Source organism: Polaromonas sp. P1_E3 (genome assembly GCF_056405935.1).
Genome location: NZ_JBFUBD010000416.1, coordinates 1 through 2,233, shown reverse-complemented (window position 1 = coordinate 2,233; position 2,233 = coordinate 1). Strand labels below are relative to the sequence as shown.

1 protein-coding gene and 1 pseudogene are annotated in these 2,233 nt (G+C 60.0%); both read left to right on the top strand.

Annotated features, from left to right (window positions below):
• Positions 1 to 58: 58 nt before the first annotated feature.
• Entirely contained in the window at positions 59 to 1,759 is a 1,701-nt protein-coding gene (gene leuA, locus AC1D0Z_RS19990; RefSeq protein ID WP_477659915.1) for a 2-isopropylmalate synthase, read from the top strand.
• A gap of 21 nt (positions 1,760 to 1,780) precedes the next feature.
• Positions 1,781 to 2,233 (top strand): annotated as a pseudogene (locus AC1D0Z_RS19985) (2-isopropylmalate synthase); the annotation flags it as partial.

Genomic DNA, 2,233 nt, shown 5'->3' with positions numbered 1-2,233 from the left:
TGCACCAGCAACGGGCCGTTTTTCTTGGGGTTGCTGGTTTTTGATTGAGAGGAAAACCATGTTGAAGCAACCTGCCAGCAAGTACCCCGCCTTTGCGCCTGTCGCCTTGCGTGATCGCACATGGCCCGACGCTGTCCTGACGCAAGCGCCTGTCTGGCTCAGCACCGACCTGCGCGACGGCAATCAGGCGCTGATTGAGCCCATGGATATGGCGCGCAAACTGCGCATGTACGGACAACTGCTGCGGATCGGCTTCAAGGAAATTGAAGTTGGCTTTCCTGCTGCCTCGCAGATCGAATTTGATTTTGTGCGCCACTTGATCGAGAACGACATGGTTCCCGACGATGTCACCATCCAGGTCATGACGCCTGCGAAAGAGCCGCTGATACGCCGCACGATGGAAGCAGTAGGGGGCGCCAGGCGAGTGATTGTGCACCTGTATAACGCAACCTCGCCCCTGATGCGCGACGTGGTTCTCGGTATGGACGAGGACCAGATCGTGGAATTGGCCACCAGCCATGCGCGGCTGATTCAGGATCTGGCCCATACCCAACCCGGTACGCAGTGGACGTTCCAATATTCCCCCGAGCATTTTTCGGGCACCGAATTAGTGTTCTCCAAGCGAGTGGTGGATGCGGTGACCGAGGTATGGCAGCCCACGGCTGGTCACCCTTGCATCATTAATTTGCCGACCACGGTCGAGCATTCCACTCCCAACGTTTTTGCCGACATGATCGAGTGGATGCATCGCCACATCGCCCGGCGGGATGCGGTGGTGCTGTCGGTTCATCCGCACAATGATCGCGGTACCGGTGTGGCGGCAGCTGAATTGGCGCTGATGGCCGGCGCGCAGCGAGTGGAGGGCTGCCTGTTTGGCAACGGTGAGCGCACCGGCAATCTGGATATCGTCAACGTGGCGCTCAATCTGTATACCCAGGGTGTGGCACCCAATCTCGACTTTTCCAGTATCGATGAAATCCGCCGCACGGTAGAGCATTGCAACCAGCTGCCGGTGCATCCTCGCCACCCCTATGTCGGCGAGCTGGTCTACACCTCTTTTTCCGGCACGCACCAGGACGCCATCAAGAAAGCGTTTGCTGTGCAGAAAGAGGGCGCTGCCTGGGCTGTCCCGTATTTGCCCATCGACCCGAAAGACCTGGGGCGCAGTTATGAGGCGGTGATTCGCGTCAACAGCCAGTCGGGCAAGGGCGGTATCGCGTATCTGCTGGAAAGCGAATACGGCCTCGAATTGCCGCGCCGCCTTCAGATCGAGTTCAGCCAGGCCGTGCAGGCCGTGATGGACAACGCAGGCAAGGAACTCACAGCGCAAGACCTGTGGCAGTTGTTCGATGCGGAGTATGGCGTGGCCAGCGCCGCGGCGCCGCAGGTGCAGCAAGCCGTGTCGGCTGGCGGCGTGGCCTTGACCGCGAAGGTACAAATGGCTGGCAAGATGCAGCACATTATCGGGGAGGGCGCTGGTCCCATTGAGGCCTTTGTCAACGGCTTGAACGCCGCACTGGGCACCACGGTGCGCGTGCTGGACTACCATGAGCACGCCCTTGGCTCGGGTGCCGATGCCCGCGCTGTGGCCTATCTGGAGCTGCGCGTTGATGAAAAGCATACGGTGTTTGGCGTCGGCATGGACGCGAATATCGTCTCGGCGTCTTTGAAGGCTATCCTGTCCGGGTGGCAACGTGCCCAAATGCGCCAGGCTTCCGGCGAAAATACGCCCTGCGCCGTTTTGGCCTCGTCCAGCTAAGAATTCTTCAGGAGCCTCACCATGACAGACAAACTCATTATTTTTGATACCACTTTGCGCGACGGGGAGCAGTCGCCCGGCGCCTCCATGACCAGGGACGAAAAACTGCGGATCGCACGCCAGCTTGAGCGCCTGAAGGTTGACGTGATTGAGGCCGGTTTTGCCGCCAGTTCCAACGGTGATTTCGAGTGCGTGAAGGCCATCGCAGAAGTCGTCAGGTCCTCCACCATCTGCTCGCTGGCACGCGCCAACGACAGGGACATCTCGCGTGCCGCAGAGGCGCTGAAGCCCGCAGCCTCGGGGCGTCTGCACCTCTTCCTTGCCACGAGTGCGCTGCACATGGAAAAGAAGCTGCGCATGACCCCCGACCAGGTGTTCGAGCAGGCCAAGCTGTCGGTGCGCTTTGCCAAAAACCTGATGGGCGATATCGAGTTCAGCCCGGAAGACGGCTATCGCTCCGACCCCGACTTCCTG

What these genes read in the sequence shown, in the direction of transcription:
- leuA (WP_477659915.1), top strand. Translation starts at nt 59, where the DNA reads ATGTTGAAGCAACCTGCCAGCAAGTACCCCGCCTTTGCGCCTGTCGCC.